The sequence below is a fragment of the Pseudoalteromonas maris genome (assembly GCF_049257235.1).
GTDB lineage: Bacteria > Pseudomonadota > Gammaproteobacteria > Enterobacterales > Alteromonadaceae > Pseudoalteromonas.
Window position 1 is genome coordinate 90,330 of sequence record NZ_JBMMUF010000008.1, and the last position, 19,007, is coordinate 109,336.

The following is a 19,007-nucleotide window of genomic DNA, read 5'->3' on the forward strand; positions in this document are numbered from 1 at the left end:
GCCAATCTATACTTTTAGTATGAAGGTTTGTTTTTTCTACAAATCAATGATGTAGGACGTTCTTTGTTGGACTCTCTGTCATTACGATGAACTGCGCGTGGGGCGACTTACTCTGAAAAACTTTTTAATCACTTTAAGCAAGTATATTTTTATATTTGCCATGTCAGCTTATCCTATACAGAGCCTCGCTAATGTGGACGAATATGCCGTGAAAACGGCATTTGTTTATAACTTTACAAAATTTGTTGAATGGCCGTCGAGCCAAGGGCGTGACGAAAGTGTTTTTCGCGTTTGTGTTGTAGGCGAGCAAGACATATTGCAACGTTTAGGGCAGTTGAACGATAAAGTATCACGTGGCCGGCACATTATTGTTGAACAAAAAGTTCCGTATGACACGTTTGATAACTGCCACATCGTTTATTTGGCATCCCAACCCACTTCACAAGTTACTGAGTTGCTGGCGCGGCTAGCAAACAGCCCAATTTTAACCATTGGCGAGTACAAAGGCTTTGCATCATCGCACGGTATTATTGAATTTCATGTTGATTATGAAAATCGAGTCAGGTTAAAGATTAATGCAGAGCGCGGTAGAAAGAATCACTTAAAGCTCAGCGCACAGCTGCTTGAAGTTGCCATGTTGGTCATGGGGAACAAAGTATGACTTGGTGGCAAAGAGCGTCGGTTCAAACCAAAACCACCATCATTACCACCGCATGTAGTGCGATTGCCGTGTGCCTTGCGTTGGCATTTAACTTTGCGTATCTAAGTCAGGGCGAGAAAGATAGACTGCACACTGAACTTGAAATCGTCAGTGCTATTATCGCCGATAGAAGCACCGCAGCAATTCAGTATTATGATCAAAACACGGGGCAAAGAAACCTTTTATCTTTGTCTAACTTTAGTGCCATTATCGTGGGCTGTTTGTATACCGAAGATAATGTGTTGTTTGCATCTTATCAACGAGACCAAGTAGCCGGGCACAAATGTGAAAATACCCTCAAGGCGTCAGATAGTGTGGTGACAGATGACAGCATGGCGTTGGTAACCGATGTGGTGCTAGACAAGCAAGTTATAGGCTCTTTGTATATTAAGTCAGACCTTTCTACTGTGCAGACCACCATTGAACATCACGGCATGTTTGCATTGGCGATTGTGGTGGTCACTATACTTGTGTCGGCATTATTAGCGACAGGCGCACAACGCATTCTCACTCAACCCATTGAACGATTGCGCAGTACCGTGCTGCGTATAAAGCATAGCGGCGACTATTCGATGCGAGCGAATAAAGACACTGAGGATGAAGTTGGGGAGTTAGTGGATGCCTTTAATGCCATGCTTGAAGAGATTGAAGATACCAATGATTTTATAAAACGCAGTGAAGAGCGCTTTAGAACACTGACTAGCGCCTCGACGATCGGTATTTTTCAATTGGATAAAAAGGGTGCAATTGTTTATAAAAACAAAAAGTTCAGCCATATCACCGAGAACGAAACGCAATACAGCGACCTTAAAGACATCATAGATGTGGTGCACAACGAAGATCGTGAAAAAGTGCAAAGTAAGCTCGAATACGCATTGAAAAGGCAACAGAGCGTTGAAATAGAGTTTAGATTAATAACCAACATCGCTTGCCCACTGCATGTGGTGTTTTCGATGAAACCACTGCGCATTGATGAGCATGCAATTGAGGGATTTATTGGCAGCCTTACTGATGTAACTGAGCTGGCTACAACGCAAGATCAGTTAAGGCAGTTGGCGCTATACGATGACGTTACGCACATTGCCAACCGCCATTTATTTAACAACCGCTTGGAAAAGGCAATTCAATGTGCAGTGCGTGACAATCTCGATATAGCCGTGTTCTTCTTTGATCTCGATAACTTTAAAAAAATAAATGACACCTACGGTCATGATCTGGGTGATAAGTTGTTGCTTGAAGTGGCCAGCGCCATGAAAAAATGCATTAGACCCGGAGATACCATTGCCCGCATGGGGGGCGATGAGTTTACCGTATTAATTCCTAAATTAGACTCCCCGTTAGAAGCACGGATTATTGCTGAGCGTTTTCAAAAAGCATTGAATGCACCAATGGTCATCGATGGCAAAGAGATTATTGTTACCGCTAGTATCGGATTAGTAATTAGCCACCGAGACAATATGAGCTCAGTGGAATTACTCAAAAATGCAGATATCGCTATGTACCGCGCGAAAGCACTCGGGCGCAACCAATACTTATTGTTCTCTGAAGAGTTACAACTGCAAATTGAGCATCAAATCAATATCGAACGTGAGCTTAAGTCGGCAATTCACAACGGCCAGTTGTATCTGTGTTATCAACCACAAATTGATTTGACCACGCACGAACTCATTGGTTTTGAAGCATTGATCCGCTGGCATCATCCGCTAATGGGCTATATCCCTCCGGATGAATTTATCCCCATTGCTGAAGAGTCCGAGCTGATCCTGGCGCTTGGCGAGATGGTCATCGAACAGGCAACGCAGGCATTGAGCGCGATGATCAACGCCAATGTATTAACCCAAAACGCGCGGGTAGCGATTAACCTCTCGGCACGGCAATTTAGAGACCCTAATTTGGTATCACACATTAAACGTTGTGTTAGTGCTAATAACATTTCATACAATGCCATTGAGTTCGAAATCACTGAGACGTTATTGATGCAAAACATTGATAAAAGTCGACAAATTTTGGACTCATTTACCGAGCTGGGCGCTACTGTGGCGATTGATGACTTTGGTACTGGCTATTCATCATTGAGCTATCTCAAACAGTTTCCCATCGATTTAGTAAAAATCGATCGCACGTTTATTAATGATATCCCCAATGACAAAAATGATATGGAACTGACCTCTGCAATTATTGCGATGTCTCATGCGCTTGGCATGAAGGTCATTGCTGAGGGCATAGAAACACAAGAGCAAATGGACTTTCTTACACAAAGAGGGTGCAACTATGGGCAAGGCTATTTATTTAGTGAGCCCAAGCCTCTCGATTTCTGGCTCGAAAACGCAAAGGAAAAACAATGTATTCCTTAACACCTAAACATTCAAAAACAGCAATATCGTACCTTGTGACATTGATACTGGGTTCTGTCATCGCGACCAACCACGGTCATGCATCGCAGCCAGAGGATGATTTGTTTTCAATGTCGTTAGAGCAACTCAGTAAAGTGAAGGTAAGACAAGCATCGACCTTAACTAATACTGTTGTGCAACGCATTCCTGCCAGTGTGACCCGTATATCCAAAGAAATGATAGCTAATACACCTGCCAGAGATCTTGATGAACTTCTAGAAATGTATGTGCCTAACTTGCAACTGATGAAGCACGGAGGCTCCGGTCAGCACATAGGTATTCGGGGCATTATCAGTGACCTAGATAACAAGTTTCTTGTTGTGGTTAATGGTCAAGTGATGAATAACAAAGAAACGTTCGGAGCGATATCAGAGCGTTACATGCCATTTTTAGGCGATATAGACTACATCGAAGTGGTGCGTGGCCCAGGTTCCGTGTTGTATGGAGCAGGTGCGATCAGTGGGGTGATAAATATTAAAACCTTGTCATCGCACACACACAAGGGCGTAAAAATAGCGGCTAAAGCAGGTTTTATTGAAGAATATCAAAAGTTGGAATTTAAATATGGCGGCAAAGTGACCGATGAGCTTGGCTTTTTCGCTTATATTGGGCTTAGCCACTACGACGGTGCTGACCCTGATGATGCTCCATTGGTGTTTAGCCGTGATGGCGACTTTTACAGTGCCGGGCAACGCAATACCAGCGACTTTATCGTAAATGATAACAGTACGTTGTTTGATACCCCGCTCTTTAAAATGCATTTTCAATTGGATTGGGAAAATACCGAACTGTGGCTGCGCAGCACCAAAGGCAGTTGGCTTTACGACAACGCTCGCCATTTTATTGACCGCGAAGGTAGCTTTGAGGGCAGTGGTAGGGGGATTGTTTATGTACAAACAACCGCGGGTCTATCTCATGATTATACAATTGCCGATGATTTAACGTTGACCGTTAACGCCACAGCGGAAATATTTGATACCGGTCAGCATCAATATCGCCTAGAACCCAAAGATGGTCCTTATACCCTAGTAGGGAGTGAGCATGAATGGTCCATAGATAGCCAACTTAATTGGGTAATAGATGCCAATAATGAGCTCGCAATGGCGCTGAGATATGAGCGCGGTTTTTACAACCGTAACGCGCAGTGGCTCGACACCGATAATCTCGATCGAGACAGCTATAGCACTGACACCTTAAGTATGACCGGTGAATATCAAACCTTATTGAGTGAAGATTGGACCTTATTCTTGGGGGGCCGCCTTGATAAGCACAGTATTGCGGGTTCTATGTTCTCACCACGTTTATCACTCGTACGCGCCACTCAAGAGCAACAGTTGAAGCTCATCTACAATCGCGGTGTACGCAGGAGCGATGAACGTATTTTACGCCAGCAAAAACTTACCAATACAGCGCCAGACATCGAACAAATCGACATGGCTGAAATTCGCTACGACTGGCATACACATCTGCCTTTGTCGTACGCCGTTGTGGCCTTTTACTATGAACATGAACTGCTTGGGTTTTTACCTCAAGCAGCGGGCGAAACGCAAATAGGGGAAATTATCGCAAACGGCATTGAGTTTGAGATGAGTTATAAAACAGACGCGCATACGTTCGGAATTTCCCATGCGTACACTAATCTGATTGATTTTGAACTAAAAAGCGATGACTTACGCAACCAAGTTTATTCATCTGAGCCGTATGGTTACGGCGATGACCTAGCCAATTGGTCAGTACATTATTCGAAACTTAATTGGCAATGGACACTCAGTGAAAATCTCAATATTAACAATCTATTGCGTTATTACTGGGGCTACCCAGGCGCTGAAGATTATACCGCTTACAATAACCAAGTGTTGCAGGCATTTAACCGAGGTTTATCCGATGGGCGAACAGATGCATTCGATGCCAGCGTATTTTGGGACATAGGTGGCTACTACCGTATCAATAACACCACACGATTGAGCTTTGAATTGCACAACGCACTGGGTTGGTTTGATAAATCACTTAATAAACGTAATTTCTATGCCCGACAAAGCGGATACCGGCTTGAGGCTGCAGCGGTGAGCGTTGGCATCGATGTGAGTTTTTGATGGTAATGAAGATTAAGAGGTAATTATTTTTAATCCTATAAATTAGATTATGTTAAATGGTGTTTTCGGTAGATCAACACTTTGTGTCGCTTTGGGAATTTCACTGTTCGTCAGGAATATTTCATCGAAATAGGAATCTTGAAAACAGACCTCGACTGATCTTCCCTCAAACAGCTAGACATCTTTTATTTTGAATGATGAAGTAAGATAGAAGGTGTTATGAGAAATAATTTCTGATATATCAATAAAATCCGTTGAGCCAATAAATTAAACGAATACAAGGAAAGTGATGTATAGAGGTTAACTAATCAAATGGGATGATGCGAAGGGATTTGGTTTCATAAAAACTGAGCAGCTAAAATCAAATACCTTTATCCACATCTCTACCCTCAAACATATGAGCCGCAAGCCTAAAGTTGGTGATTTCATATACTTTGATATTGAAAAACACGATGGGAAATCTCGCGCCGCTAACGCACGGATTGAAGGTGTGACGACAAGTAAGCCCAAGCGACAACAAAGATCAAATAACTCTGGAACAGGCAGAATCTTAGTTATTGCTGTGGTTTGTATAGTTATTTTAGGTGGAGTATTTCACCGAACCGTCAACACAAGCACATCGCAGTCCATATCATCAGAATATACAAACCCTAACTTTAAGTGTGATGGGCGCCAGTATTGTAGCGAGATGACTTCACGAGCTGAGGCAGAGTTCTTTATACGGCATTGCCCGAATACAAAGATGGATGGTGATAGAGATGGCAAGCCGTGTGAAAATGATTCTCGGTTCTAAACTATGACACCGGCAGTATACACTGATAAATTAAATAGCCTGAAGCCAGAAAGTTGAATCGACACTAATTGCCTAGACCTCTGTTAGTAAATCTCTTGGTAATAAGCAGGATTGTGAAGTCATCTCCCACTTTAATGTCCATTAGCGATTTACGATGATACTTACCAATGTTGACGCAAGGAACGCATTATTACGTGGTGTTTAAGCATGGGCTGCTTGTGATGAATTTACATTAACCGTCTTGTATGTAATTTAGGTAAACGCTGTATACTTTGTTTGTACCTTTATTATAAGCGCAGGTTTGTTAATTTATATTTACACTTTATTTTTATTCTTTAAAACCCATTGAAATGCAAATTAGTGCAATAAATACAATAGGTTAATTGTAATGACGTAGCGTCTTTGCATTTCATCAATAAAGCAGCAAAAAGTATTACTACCGCATTGCTTACCATAGGCTAAGCTAAATAGGGAGAGAAACCATTTAAAAATAGAGGGCTCCATGCGTTGTTTTAAAAAATTAAAACTCAGGTAATGTATGAAATTTCCTATTGACGAGTCTCATTACAAGTTAATAATTGACGCAGCAACGGACGCAATCATAAGCAAAACGCTTGATGGTATTGTGACGAGCTGGAACAAAGGAGCTGAGCGCTTATTCGGTTACAGCGCAGAAGAGATGATCGGCCAGCCATTATTGAAAATTTTCCCGCCCGATAGAGTCTACGAAGAGTCCCAAATTTTAGCTGATATTGCTGATGGCAAAACAGTCGAGCACTTCAAAACAGTGCGCATGCATCAGCAAGGCTACCCTATCCACATTTCAGCCAACATTTCGCCTATTTTTGATGATAACGGTAAGGTTATTGGAGTTTCTAAGATTGCCAGAGATATCACCAAACAGGTAGAGCTTGAAGAAAAAAGCAAATTACTTGAGGCCATTGTTGCCTATTCTGATGATGCCATAGTGAGTAAAACATTAGATGGCATAGTGACGAGTTGGAATAATGGGGCAGAGCGTATCTTTGGTTACCCTGCCAACGAAATAATTGGTCAGTCGGTGCTCATATTGTTCCCTGAGGACCGTAAAGAGGAGGAAGCATTTCTCATTAGTGAAATTACCGCGGGTAAGTCGGTAAACCATTTTCAAACTATTCGGTTGAGAAAAGATGGTGAGAAGGTCCCTGTGTCTGTGAGCCTATCGCCCATCAAAAATAAACAAGGGGACGTAGTCGGAGTCAGTAAAATTGCACGAGACATTAGCTCTCAAATTGAATTAGAGCAAAAAAATGCTCATTTTCAATCACTTATCGATTGCTCTGAAGATGCAATAATTAGCTGTGACCTTGATGGTGTGATTACAGGCTGGAACTCAGGTGCTGAGGCTCTGTTTGGTGAGCGCGCCCGCAAAATGATCGGGCGATCGATGGATAGATTCGTACCCAGCAAATACGAAGATGAAGAACGCTACCTCATCGCACAAATCACCAGTGGTAAAAAAGTCGAACACTTTTTGACCGAGCGAGTAAACGCGCAAGGTGACACCATGAGTATGTCGCTCGCGGTATCACCGATTGTCGATATAACCGGTGAAATCATTGGTAGCTCAACGGTGTATCACGACGTAACGGCACAAACACAAGCACAATGCACATTGCAAAAGCTCAGTGAAATCGACCTTTTAACACAACTCTATAACCGCCATGCATTTGTTGCCAAGCTAAGAGAGCATATTGCTCAAGTACCGCTTAACCAAAAAAGTGCGGTTATCTATTTGGATTTAGACCGCTTTAAAGACATTAACGATAAACAAGGCCATGAGTTTGGCGATAATGTACTGTGCCATGTTGCTCATACCTTGGTGGCGACCTTAGATGACTCTGCTGTCTTATGCCGAATTGGTAGTGATGAATTTTTGATTATGCTGCCCGATTGCCGAGAGCGCGAAGCAGAAATTATGGCGCAAACAGTACTCAATGAACTGCACAAGCCTTTTGAGGTTAATTCGGTGGTGAATGTGTTATCGGCAAGTATTGGCGTGGCTATATATCCAGAACATGGCAGAGATCCCAAGGCTTTAATCACTAATGCTGATCACGCGCTTGTACACTCCAAAAATATTGGTCGCAACGCCTACACCATTTACAACAAAGAACTAGCAAAAGCGCTTTCTCGTAACCAGCTTATTTCAGTGGAGTTGCCAAAAGCAGTCGTTACCGGGCAACTGTATATGAACTACCAACCCATCATCCATATGAAGTCAGAACAAGTGTCAAAGGCTGAAGCACTTATTCGGTGGAATCATCCGCAATTGGGCTTTGTAAGTCCGGCCGAGTTTATCCCCGTAGCCGAGGAAAATGGATGTATTAATGATATTGGTCAATGGGTATTTGGCCAAGTGGTTACTCAATTGGGTGAGTGGACAAAACGCTATAGCGACGATTTCAAAGTGAGCATCAATAAATCTCCAGTACAATTTCATACTGACGACCACGCCCCACAAACTTGGAGAAAGGCGCTAGTGGAGCAAGGTCTTAAATGCGAAAACCTTGTTGTGGAAATTACCGAAGGTAGCCTCATGCTGAGCACCTCCGTCAGTGAAAGTAAACTAAAGGATTTCTCAGCGCTGGGTTTTGAGTTAGCTATTGATGACTTTGGTACTGGCTATTCCTCCTTGGCTTACATCAACAAATTCCATATTGATTATGTGAAAATCGACCGTAGTTTCGTGAGTAAAATTGAAACCCATCCTGATCAATTAAATATTTGTGAAGGCATTATCTTGCTCGCCCATAAATTAGGATTAAAAGTGATAGCAGAGGGTATCGAAACAGAGGCACAGCACAAACTACTTAAAGACATGGGGTGTGATTATGGTCAGGGGTATTGGTATTGCAGACCCGTGTCAGCGCAAGCATTTGACGAATTTATGCAGCGTGTTCTAAAAGAACCGATAAAAGAGCCAACTGAAATGCAAGCAAGCAAAAAGAAAGTTGCCACCATCGAACAAAAGTCATTTAAAAGATAAATAGAGTTAAGGACTACTGAATATATGAATCATCGTCGCTTGCTTACACTCACTGTTATCACCGCCATCATTGCTTTGATATTATTAGTGGCGTGGAATGTCAGTATAAAAACAAAGCTGACTCAGTCAGCAAATAGCATGGCCATTGTTACTGATGAAATTAACAACGACGTATTGAATTTGTACAAATTGCAGCAAGTTATTGGTTATGGTGGCTTCATTCATAACCTCAAAAATTATGTGCTTAGAAAGGACGAGCAATATTATGATGCGGCAATTCAAAATCTCGTGCTAGCAAAGCAAGTGCTTTATGATATTGAACGAAAGTCCCCTCAAGCAAATTTTGTTCACGTTGAATCTATTCGGGCAACACTTGCTGAATATCAAATCAAACTTTTAGAAGCCAAAACCCTTGTATTACAGGGCCTAGAGGTTCAAGAGATAGACACGCAAGTAAGAGTGAGTGACGCACAAGCGTTAAATGCTATAGAAGCAATTACAAACTCGATGCTTACTGAATATACGTTAGCTAATAACAAAGCAATAGCCAACGTTGCTCACGTCAACGACTTGGTAAATTTGGGCTATTTTTTATTGATACCTTTATTATTTCTCGTTGTTGTTGTGGTTCGCCTCATTCGTGGGTTGCAAAAGCACAACCGAGAAATAGAGGAAACGAAGCATGACTTGCAATCTTTGTTAGATACTACCCCCGACAGCATTTTGTCTATCAACATTGATGGTGAGATTATCCGCGCAAATGCCAGTGCGAAAGCGTTTTTTGGGTATCAAGAAGCGCTCGTTGGCATGAATGTAGATCAATTGCTGCCTAACGATTTGCAATCATCTCACGCCAATTTACGGAAGATGTTCTTTCAACAGCCAAACACTCGCATGATGGCCAAGGGTAGACGCGTCCAGGCGCAAACCGCATCGGCTGAATGTCGAGATGTGTCAGTCAGTCTGGGACATGCCAATATTAATGACATTGACTTGGCAATTGTATGCTTACGGGATGTCACTGAAGAAAATGTGGTTAAACTCAAGCTCGAAGACTTTAGGCAGCGGGTTGAGCTTGCAAGTGACGTTGGCAGAATGTCGTTTTGGTACTGGGACAATGAACGAGAGGTGATGGTAACGGATCATCTTGATATTGATTCAGGCAAACATTTAAAGCAACAGCTATTGTCCATGGACCAGTGGCTTGCTCATATTCATGACGATGATCGAGAGTTGTTTTTGGATGCCTTAAAACATTGTGAACAATCCAAAGAAGCGGTCACCATATATTACCGCGTTAAAGCTCCCAAAGAGCAGTTCAGAGATATGCGCGTGATCATGGTGCCGCAAACTGAATCAGATGTTCCTAACAGTGTACTCACTGAACAGCTTCGTACTCGTACTGTGGGAATGAGTTTGGATATTACCGAGCAACGCAAAGTTGAAACTGAATTGGTATTAGCACGTGAAGCAGCTGAGTCTGCGAATGTCGCAAAAAGCCAGTTTTTAGCCAATATGAGCCACGAAATACGCACCCCAATGAACGCCATCACAGGTATTATGACGTTACTTATGGAAGCGCGTTTACCTGAAAAGCAAGCTAGGCTAGTGCGCAGTGCCTATAGTGCTGGCGACTCTTTGGTCAATATTGTTAATGATATTCTCGACTTCTCTAAATTAGAGGCCGGTGAAGTCAGCATAATGAACGACCCTTTCAGCCTTGATGAAGTACTCGATAAATTGATAGATCTATACAGTGTGGTTGCCCAAACCAAGAGCGTGATTTTACAATTGGATGTAAAGCCCGATGTGTACATTAGCCTCATCGGGGATGGTCTTCGTTTAGGCCAAATTCTAGGCAATGTGCTAAGCAATGCAGTGAAGTTTACACCAGCGGGGAAAGTGCGTATCCGCGTTGAATTAGTGCGTGCTCATAGCTCTAGTTGTCGATTGCGGTTTTCAATATTCGACACGGGTATAGGCATGAATGAGCTACAGATAAAAACCATCTTTAAGCCATTTCGGCAAGCTGATAACTCAACAACACGTGAGTATGGTGGCACGGGTTTAGGGTTGAGTATCTGTCAACGACTGCTGGATATGATGGGCTCGCAAATGCACGTCAACAGTGTGCTTGGTCAGGGATCGGAGTTCTACTTCGAAATCGATTTCTTACTCCAAGAAGAGTCCAAACGTTATCAAGATTTAATCGCAGATGAGAAGAAGGCGCTGGTAGTTATAGAAGACACGAACCTCGAGGAGACCATAACTCAGTATTTCAGCCATTGGGGCGTGAAAGTAGCCTGCTATAACAATGTTAAACGTGCATACAATGTACTACAAAAAGAGCTCGAAGGTTTTGACTTACTGTTGATCCACTTCCCTAGCGAAGGGGCAACAAACCGTGTATTAGACCTTTGCAAACTGTGGCGAGAAAGTCATGAAGACAGAAAAGAAAGCCTCATTGTTATCACTGCTCCGGCCAATTGTGAGCGCACTGAGCTTAAAGAGTTGACGCCAATCTTCATTGTTGAGCCGCCCACCCCATCGCGATTATTTGACGCCATTAACAGTGGTAAGCTTGGACTAGTACTCAGTAGTGATAAAACCAACATGCTTGAGTTAGCCAGAGATAAAACCATACCGATTCAAGGTGCAAAAGTGCTGCTCGCTGAAGATGTGAAAACGAACCAAATTGTTGCGGTAGACTTTTTACAGACGCTGGGATTACAGGTCGATGTGGTAGAGAACGGCTTAGAGGCAATCGAATCGGTGAAAAATGGCGAATATGATATCGTGCTGATGGATTTTCATATGCCCATAATGAATGGTATTGATGCAACGAAGAAAATTCGTCAATTCAAATCTGCTGAACAATTACCAATTATTGCAATGACCGCGGCAGTGTTTGCGCAAGACAAACAAGCCGCATTCGACTGCGGTATGAATGCTCACATCCCTAAGCCCATTCAAATATATCAACTTGCTTCCACCTTGGTTGATTTTGTTCAGCAAAAACGGGGTATGACAACAGAGGCGATGAATGTGCATGTTGAACAAATCGAGTCCATCGATTTGAACAAACTAGACGGCATAGTTGATTTGGATTCTGTAGAGCACAATTTTGGTCATAATCCAGTGATATACCAAAAGTGTTTAGCGCACTATTGCAACGACTTCATAGACTGGAGTTGTGAACTGGACAGGTTGATAGACCAAGAAGAATTTGAAGACGCTGCTAAATTGGCGCATAAGCTCAAAGGCGCTTCTGCCAATATATATGCGACATCATTGTCTCAAGCAGCAAGTGAATTACAATCATCGTTGAAGCAAAAAGATGTGTCTCAAGTCAATCGAGTAAAGAATCAGCTCGCACAGTTTTTATCAAAGCTGGATGTGTTAAACAAGCTGGTCAAAGGTGCTTAGAGTGAGGTTGGGTTGACATGGATACGCACAAAGACTGCGCGTATCCAAAGCAGTGCAGATAATTAATTTAGCTCTGTGTCTACCCAGAACTTAGTGCCTTTTAAAACAGCCTGTAGCGCCAATCCCGTTTCGGTCAACGAGTACACAGTGACATCATCAGCAATTGCCTCTGCGGCAAGTGCGCCACCATCTTCTTTATGTTTTGCTGCTGCATCGGCGTTGCCACCAAATGCCCAGCCATGGTCAATAAAACGATTTAATGCCGCTTCACTGTGGAACACCATAACGACATTGAAATCTTTAACACCCAGCCCTAAACCAAGACCTGCTTCACCCATATTCATGTATGTAGATTTACCGGTTCGATTATTTTTTACGACCCCATATCCGCCACCAAAACTGGCGAAAATAACATTAACATTGGCGTTATCAAAAACAGCATAACCCGCACTGTTAGCGATTTGGTTTTGAACATCTGGTTTTTGAACGTACAGATCTTTGAGTGTTTGGGCGCGCATACTTTGTACAACCTCCCTTTTGGCTTGCGGGCTCGCATTGCCAGAAGTCGCACAGCCACTGATGAGTGTTGTCGTAATCGCTATTACACTGCTCATTATCAATAAACGCGTTAATTTCATAGTCAGTCCTTAAGTAATGTCCAATACTAGAAAGTAGTGGGCTTTGTGGTAAGCTAGGTGAAAAAGTATTACGTTCAATATCTTATGCCTACCCCGTTAGTCGATACGTTTAAACAGCTACGCTATCAAGTTGCACACTTAGAAGATGGCACATTAGCGAGTGAATATCCGCAACTACATGCGTTTTTACATGAAATAAGCTTAAGTGTAGCTGAAACAGAGACTGATTTGTCGTTTATTTATAGATATTTGCACGTTTATGGACGAAAGTCTGATGCCACGTTTACGCGTTTTAGAAATGAAATAGAGCGCTTTGCGTTGTGGGCCTGGTCTTTGAAGAAGTGCTCTGTTTTTTCGTTACAGCGAGAAGATATAGAGCATTACATCGACTTTGTTGTCTCGCCAGATGAAAACTGGTGCTCGAGCTCTGTGCAGTGGCGTTTTAAACAGCATATGGGTCAACGTTTGAGTAACCCTAAATGGCGCCCGTTCATGCGCAAAGATACCAAGCCAAGCCAACAAAGCCTCAACGCCACATTTACCGCACTTAATGTGTTTTATAAATTCGCCATTTTAGAAGAGAAAACATTCGCTAACTTTGTCCCTGTTGTTAAGAAAAACAGTCCATACTTAGTGGTGCAATCACAAATTAATCAACCTGATACGCTCAGTGATCTGCAATGGGAATATGTGTTGAGAGTAACCGAAGAAAGTTGCGAGCACACATCAGAACTAGAAAGGAACTTATTTGTACTCGCCTGCCTTAAAGGGTTGTATTTGCGTATATCCGAATTGTCAGAGCGCGCTAATTGGTCACCGGTCATGTCACACTTTTGGCAAGATGCGGATGGTTTCTGGTTTTTGCGGGTGATGGGTAAAGGTAATAAATTACGCGATGTGACGCTTAGTGAAAATTTCACACAATATTTAACGCGTTATCGCCAATATAGAGGAATGAGTAGTTTGCCTCGCGTGGATGAGCCTTTTCCGTTAGTACATAAGCTGCGAGGCAGTGGCGGCATGACGGTAAGACAGTTGCGCCGGTTAGTGAAGCAAAGTTTTGACTTGGCAATTGCAGCGCTAGCTAAAGATGGTTTTAGTGAAGAGTCTGAAAAGCTAAAAGCAGCAACCTCCCATTGGCTTCGCCATACGGGCGCAACGCACGATGCAGCAACAAGGCCATTAAAACATTTATCAGAAGATTTAGGTCATGCAAAGTTGGCGACCACAGATCAGATATATATTCAGTCGAACATTAAAGAGCGTGCTAAATCAGGTATAAAGCGCAAATTATAGGTGGATTATGGAATATTACATTGCAATCATTCTTGCGTTAGCATTTTTTATATATTCCATCTCCTTTCGCCAACTTGCACGCGCAGAGCTAACAGGGCCAATGTATTTTGTGTTGGTGGGCGTGTTTATGGCAGCGGTGTTTTCATCGCAATTGAAGTTGACTCAACCACTGGACAATTTGCTTCCTTTGATTGAGTTGACCCTCGCGGTATTTCTATTTTCAGATGCTGCCAAAACGCGCATCGCCGTGCTGGAGCGCTCCTATAAAATTCCGCTGATCTTATTGTTTGTTGGTTTGCCGCTCACCTTCTTTGCCACCTGGTTTGTAGGTTACATGCTCTTTAGTAACGAGAGTCTTTTGGCGCTTGCCTTAGTGGCGATTATCCTCACTCCCACTGATGCAGCACTAAGTAAAGGGATCCTTGACGCCAAAGCTGTGCCGGTCCATGTCCGCGAAGCCATCAATGTAGAAAGTGGCCTTAATGATGGCTTGTGCGTGCCCATTTTCTTGTTTTTATTTTTGTCTTGGCAAGCAGGTGCATGGCTAGAGCCGCTAAAAATGCTGGAGTTTGTCGTGACAGAAATAGGTATTGCTTTGGCCAGTGCAGCATGTATTACGTACATTGCAACACGACTCATTCACTTTAGTGCCATGCACCATTATTTCGAAAAAGCGTCGAGTCCGTTTTTAATTTTGTCATTAGCGATTATTAACTATTCTGTTGCTCAGGCGCTCGGCGGGAGTGGCTTTGTAGCAGCGTTCAGTGCAGGATTGCTGTTTGATAAACTATATGTGCGTCAACCACAGATTAAATTAATTGAGCAAAGCGAGAATATCGCGGACTTTTTTGCTTATCTCATTTGGTGTTTGTTCGGAGCGTATACTTACTGGCAATTGCACAGCATCGAGTTGACAGTCAATAAAGTTGCATTTGCATTGATTGCTGCAACAGTAGTGAGGGTGCTACCTGTACTGATAAGCTTGTGGTTATTCAACGGTATGAATTTTAAGGATAAATTTACGATTGCGTGGTTTGGTCCACGAGGCTTAGCATCAATTGTGTTCACGCTTATGGTCATCGACTCGGATGATGGTTTGATAAGCGAACTGGCTATTTTAACCATCCTTGCGAGTGTGTTCATTCATGGGGTAACGACTCGGCCAATTGCCAAGTCATACGAACACACCCACAGTGAACGCTAAGTTAGTTTAACAACTGAGCAAGTACTTCAATCGGGTGTTTGGGTTTGTATTTGGCAAAACGCTTGACCTGACTCCTACAAGAAAATCCGGTGGCTAAAAGTTGAGATTGCTCTGTGTTATCGACCTTACTTTGCCAACTTAGCTCATACAAAGCCGTGCTATTTTCTTGATTTTGTAACTCATGGCCATAGGTCCCGGCCATACCACAACACCCCGTGGCTTGCGGTGATAGCTCAAGGCCTAAGTCTGAAAATATCTTTTTCCATACGTTAGCACTTTGTGGCAGTGAGGTTGTTTCACTGCAATGGCTTAATAGCACGTAGGGTTTACTTGGCTCAAACACTTGCTGTTTAAAGGTTTGTGTTGCTAACCATTCGTGCGCTACCAATACTTCAAACTCTCCCCTGCTCTGGCCGAGCACGGTGTTATATTCATCGCGATAACACAACACCAGCGAGGCATCTAAGCCAACTAGCGGTATACCCAGCTCGCTCACTTGCTCTAAGAACTGCGCACTTGTTTTTGCTGTGCGCGCGAACTTGTCTAGGAACCCTTTAACGTGCTGCGGTTTTCCGTTTGGCTTAAACGGCAGTAAAATTGGCTTTTTGCCCAACGCTTGCGCCAATTTAATAAAGCTCTCTACTAACTCAGCTTCATAAAAACTGGTAAATGGGTCTTGTACAATAAGCACGTATTCACTGCGTTGCTCATCACTTAAAGACGCGAGTTTTGCTAAATCAAACCGCTCTAAAGACGCTGTGCGTGAGGCCAGGTTCGGATGACTCGGGGTCGGTGTGTCGACATAGCCAAGCGTATTTCTTATCACCCACTGCACAATATCGGACTTAACGAGCGGGTTGGTAAGCGCTGAAAACTTCGCAAGTAACGGCGCTGTTTGCTCAATACCCGCGACTAAATAGTCTTTTAGTGGTCGGTTGTATTGGCTGTAGTAAAAATTCAAAAAGCGAGCTCTGAATGTAGGCACATCTACCTTTATTGGGCAGGCGGTGGTGCAGGCTTTACACGCCAAACATTCATCCATGGAGTCTTTCACTTCATGAGAAAAGTCATATACGCCTTTGCGCTTATCTTGCGTGTTTAAAAAACGTTCCCACCATGTTGGGCCATCTTTTTTGCTGATAATCTTTTCTTGCTCAAGAACATCAACACCTTGCTCGTTTTGTAGCCGGAGCCACTCGCGCATTAAACTCGCTCGACCTTTAGGGGAATATCGTCTGTCACCTGTGGCCTTGTAACTTGGGCACATAGGTGAGCTGACATCGTAGTTAAAGCACAAGCCATTACCATTACAATTCATACTGGTATCAAAGCTGTCTCGCACTTGGATATCAATTTGCCTATCGAACCAACCGCGCTTTTTGTCATCGACACTGACCAGTTTGTCGTTACTTTCAAGTGGTGTACAAATTTTGCCTGGATTGAGTTTATTGTTTGGGTCAAAGGCTGACTTGATGCGACGCAGTTCGTTAAACAGTTCTTCGCCAAAGAAATTTGGACCATATTCACTGCGATAACCTTTGCCGTGTTCGCCCCACATTAAGCCACCATATTTCGCTGTTAATTCAACTACTTGATCAGAGATTGAGCGAAGTGTCTTTTCTTGTTCGGGGTCGCACATATCCAGTGCCGGGCGAACATGAAGCACGCCGGCATCGACGTGTCCGAACATGCCATAATCGAGTTGGTGACTGTCGAGTAACTGGCGAAATTCACCAATAAAGTCAGCTAAATTTTCAGGTGGCACAGCGGTGTCTTCAGCAAAGGCGATTGGCTTTTTAGCGCCTTTTGTATTGCCAAGCAGACCCACTGACTTTTTGCGCATGGCATATATTTTTTGGATGTCGCTGACGTCGTTAGTTAGCTGATAGCCAATAACGCCCGCTTCACGATTAGCGATAAGTGCATCAAGTTTTTGGCATAGGCTGTGAATCTTATCGGTCATGTCCTCTTCACGTTCCGCATTGAACTCAACCATATTGAGTCCTTGCATGGTATGGCCGGGAACGTCAGTTATTAAGTCCGATACTGAGTGCCAAACAATGTCCTCGCGCGCCAAATTTAGCACCTTACTATCTACGGTTTCCACCGATGTTGCTTGTGCATCAACCAAAAAGGGGGAATTTCGAAGCGCAGAGTCAAAACTATCGTATTTTATATTGATAAGAGTTTTAAACTTCGCAATTGGAGTTATGTTCAATTTGGCCTCGGTGACGATTGCCAGCGAGCCTTCTGAACCTGTGAGCACACGACCGATATCAAATTCACTCATGTGTTCATTAAAAACATGTTCTAAGTCGTAACCGGTTAAGAAGCGATTTAAACGTGGGAACTTTTCTAAAATTAAATCGCGTTTTTGTGTCGCAACATCGAGTACCGTTTTGTATAGACGACCAACCGCGGATTCTTGTAGCGCGATGACTTGTGCTTGCTCAAGCGTCATGGCTTGAGTATTTAATTCGCTGCCATCAGCGAGATAGGCTTTGAGTGCTAATGTGTGATCTGACGTTTTCCCATACACTAAGCTCCCCTGCCCTGATGCATCGGTATTGATCATACCGCCAACGGTTGCGCGATTACTGGTTGATAAATCTGGCGCAAAAAAGTATCCGTAAGGACGCAAGAAATCATTGAGCTGATCTTTGATAACACCGGCTTGCACTCGCACCCAACCTTGCTCTTCATTGATCTCCAGAATCTCACGCATGTGCCGAGACAAATCGATGACAATTCCAGGGGTGAGTGATTGGCCATTTGTGCCCGTGCCACCGCCACGAGGACCGAACGTTAACGATAAGAATGGGTCGCGAGATGCAGTGTTAAGTGCAAGTTGTACATCTTTGTTCGTTCTTGGAAAGATGACTCCTTGAGGTACTTGTTGATACACGCTGTTGTCGGTCGCCGCGAGTAATCGCGTTGAGTAGCTGGCATCAACCTCACCGCTGAACCCTTCTGCTTTTATTGTTTTTAGATAGTGAAGGACTAACTCTGAGCTAACTTGTTCGGCACGTAACTTTGCAATCATGATGGCTAAATAATTTAAGAAAAACGCGATTATTATAACACGGTCGTCATGGTTAGAAATTGAAGAATATACAGATTGTTACAAATTGAAATGACTTTTTGTCATGCACTGGGCTATGGTCAATAAGTAACTTGAATCTTAGGGAAGTAGTAATGAAAAAATGGCTTATGAATGCAGCGGCTGGCTTGTGCTTTTTATTGGGCATTGTCTTCGCTGTGGTGCCCGGACCTTCTGTCATTTTCTTTTTGATAGGCTTAACCTTGTTAGCCTTTCACTACCCGTTTGCGCGTAAGTATCTGAAAATTTGTCAAAATACATTAACGCGTGGGTGTCAGTTGCTTGATAAAAAACTGGCAAAAAAATAAAGGGCGAAGATTTCGCCCTTTATCATAT

The 19,007-nt window shown here is 43.1% G+C and carries 11 protein-coding genes; 9 read left to right on the plus strand and 2 right to left on the minus strand.

Annotated features, from left to right (window positions below; translation table 11 throughout):
- The first annotated feature begins 160 nt into the window (after window positions 1–160).
- The 6 genes from AAEU32_RS12100 to AAEU32_RS12125 all read left to right on the plus strand — a co-directional run bounded on the left by AAEU32_RS12100 (window position 161) and on the right by AAEU32_RS12125 (window position 12,433).
- Window positions 161–661, plus strand: coding sequence for a YfiR family protein (locus AAEU32_RS12100; RefSeq protein ID WP_421970786.1), 501 nt, complete (start codon window positions 161–163; stop codon window positions 659–661).
- Window positions 658–3,054, plus strand: a complete 2,397-nt coding sequence (locus tag AAEU32_RS12105; RefSeq protein WP_421970787.1) for a bifunctional diguanylate cyclase/phosphodiesterase — start codon at window positions 658–660, stop codon at window positions 3,052–3,054. The genes AAEU32_RS12100 and AAEU32_RS12105 overlap by 4 nt, the downstream gene beginning before the upstream one ends.
- On the plus strand, window positions 3,042–5,186 hold the full coding sequence (locus AAEU32_RS12110; protein ID WP_421970788.1) for a TonB-dependent receptor plug domain-containing protein: 2,145 nt from the start codon (window positions 3,042–3,044) through the stop codon (window positions 5,184–5,186). The genes AAEU32_RS12105 and AAEU32_RS12110 overlap by 13 nt, the downstream gene beginning before the upstream one ends.
- 307 nt (window positions 5,187–5,493) lie before the next feature.
- Window positions 5,494–5,979: an excalibur calcium-binding domain-containing protein gene (locus AAEU32_RS12115; RefSeq protein ID WP_421970839.1), complete on the plus strand. Its 486-nt coding sequence runs from the start codon at window positions 5,494–5,496 to the stop codon at window positions 5,977–5,979.
- A gap of 538 nt (window positions 5,980–6,517) precedes the next feature.
- The gene (locus tag AAEU32_RS12120) at window positions 6,518–9,007 is read left to right on the plus strand and encodes a sensor domain-containing protein (protein WP_421970789.1); all 2,490 of its coding nucleotides are present in this window, start codon (window positions 6,518–6,520) and stop codon (window positions 9,005–9,007) included.
- Between the two features lie 24 nt (window positions 9,008–9,031).
- Window positions 9,032–12,433: a hybrid sensor histidine kinase/response regulator gene (locus AAEU32_RS12125; protein ID WP_421970790.1), complete on the plus strand. Its 3,402-nt coding sequence runs from the start codon at window positions 9,032–9,034 to the stop codon at window positions 12,431–12,433.
- A 62-nt stretch (window positions 12,434–12,495) separates the two neighbouring features.
- Here AAEU32_RS12125 and AAEU32_RS12130 read toward each other — a convergent pair whose 3' ends face one another.
- On the minus strand, window positions 12,496–13,071 hold the full coding sequence (locus AAEU32_RS12130) for a lipid-binding SYLF domain-containing protein (RefSeq protein ID WP_421970791.1): 576 nt from the start codon (window positions 13,069–13,071) through the stop codon (window positions 12,496–12,498).
- Window positions 13,072–13,155: 84 nt separating this feature from the next.
- On the opposite strand from AAEU32_RS12130, the gene AAEU32_RS12135 reads away from it, so the two are divergent.
- Window positions 13,156–14,367 carry a tyrosine-type recombinase/integrase gene (locus tag AAEU32_RS12135; protein WP_421970840.1) on the plus strand — a complete coding sequence of 404 codons (1,212 nt, stop codon included), beginning with the start codon at window positions 13,156–13,158 and terminating at the stop codon, window positions 14,365–14,367.
- Between the two features lie 7 nt (window positions 14,368–14,374).
- A complete protein-coding gene (locus tag AAEU32_RS12140; protein ID WP_421970792.1) occupies window positions 14,375–15,571 on the plus strand; it encodes a cation:proton antiporter in 1,197 nt (398 codons plus the stop codon).
- A 1-nt stretch (window position 15,572) separates the two neighbouring features.
- Here the strand turns inward: AAEU32_RS12140 and ydiJ are convergent, their stop codons facing one another.
- Window positions 15,573–18,614 (minus strand): D-2-hydroxyglutarate dehydrogenase YdiJ, encoded by a 3,042-nt coding sequence (gene ydiJ / locus AAEU32_RS12145; RefSeq protein WP_421970793.1) that lies wholly within the window; start codon window positions 18,612–18,614, stop codon window positions 15,573–15,575.
- 152 nt (window positions 18,615–18,766) lie between these two features.
- On the opposite strand from ydiJ, the gene AAEU32_RS12150 reads away from it, so the two are divergent.
- Entirely contained in the window at window positions 18,767–18,979 is a 213-nt protein-coding gene (locus AAEU32_RS12150) for a PGPGW domain-containing protein (protein WP_421970794.1), read from the plus strand.
- Window positions 18,980–19,007 lie beyond the last annotated feature (28 nt).

Excerpts from the sequence above, each read along its gene's own strand:
- AAEU32_RS12100 (WP_421970786.1), top strand. The coding sequence starts at position 161 with ATGTCAGCTTATCCTATACAGAGCCTCGCTAATGTGGACGAATATGCC.
- AAEU32_RS12105 (WP_421970787.1), top strand. The coding sequence starts at position 658 with ATGACTTGGTGGCAAAGAGCGTCGGTTCAAACCAAAACCACCATCATT.
- AAEU32_RS12110 (WP_421970788.1), top strand. The coding sequence starts at position 3,042 with ATGTATTCCTTAACACCTAAACATTCAAAAACAGCAATATCGTACCTT.
- AAEU32_RS12120 (WP_421970789.1), top strand. The coding sequence starts at position 6,518 with ATGAAATTTCCTATTGACGAGTCTCATTACAAGTTAATAATTGACGCA.
- AAEU32_RS12125 (WP_421970790.1), top strand. The coding sequence starts at position 9,032 with ATGAATCATCGTCGCTTGCTTACACTCACTGTTATCACCGCCATCATT.
- AAEU32_RS12130 (WP_421970791.1), bottom strand. The coding sequence starts at position 13,071 with ATGAAATTAACGCGTTTATTGATAATGAGCAGTGTAATAGCGATTACG.
- AAEU32_RS12135 (WP_421970840.1), top strand. The coding sequence starts at position 13,156 with ATGCCTACCCCGTTAGTCGATACGTTTAAACAGCTACGCTATCAAGTT.
- AAEU32_RS12140 (WP_421970792.1), top strand. The coding sequence starts at position 14,375 with ATGGAATATTACATTGCAATCATTCTTGCGTTAGCATTTTTTATATAT.
- ydiJ (WP_421970793.1), bottom strand. The coding sequence starts at position 18,614 with ATGATTGCAAAGTTACGTGCCGAACAAGTTAGCTCAGAGTTAGTCCTT.
- AAEU32_RS12150 (WP_421970794.1), top strand. The coding sequence starts at position 18,767 with ATGAAAAAATGGCTTATGAATGCAGCGGCTGGCTTGTGCTTTTTATTG.